Here is a 373-nt window from a genome sequence, read left to right on the forward strand (position 1 = left end):
CAGTAGGCCCGGTCACTCCAGTGATTCCTGTAGCTCCGGTAGGACCTGTAGCTCCAGTAGAACCTGTCACTCCGGTAATCCCTGTAGCTCCAGTAGGCCCGGTCACTCCAGTGATTCCTGTAGCTCCGGTAGGACCTGTAGCTCCAGTAGAACCTGTCACTCCGGTAGAACCTGTTTCTCCAGTAGAACCTGTAGCTCCGGTAGAACCTGTAGTTCCTGTGAGTCCTGTAGCTCCGGTAGAACCTGTAGTTCCAGTGATTCCTGTAGCTCCGGTAGGCCCAGTCACTCCAGCAATTCCTGCAGTCCCAGTAGGGCCTGTAACTCCAGTAATCCCTGCAGTCCCAGTAGGGCCTGTAGCTCCAGTAGAACCTGT

Annotated in this window: 1 protein-coding gene; it reads right to left on the reverse strand. The window is 55.2% G+C overall.

Features of this window, described 5'->3' with window-relative positions:
- On the reverse strand, positions 1-373 hold a 373-nt coding region (locus ACH0CI_RS28255; RefSeq protein WP_406902666.1), incomplete at both ends, for a hypothetical protein.

Origin of the sequence: Priestia sp. 179-F W1.4 NHS (assembly GCF_045369295.1) — a bacterium.
Classification (GTDB): Bacteria; Bacillota; Bacilli; order Bacillales; family Bacillaceae_H; genus Priestia; species Priestia zanthoxyli.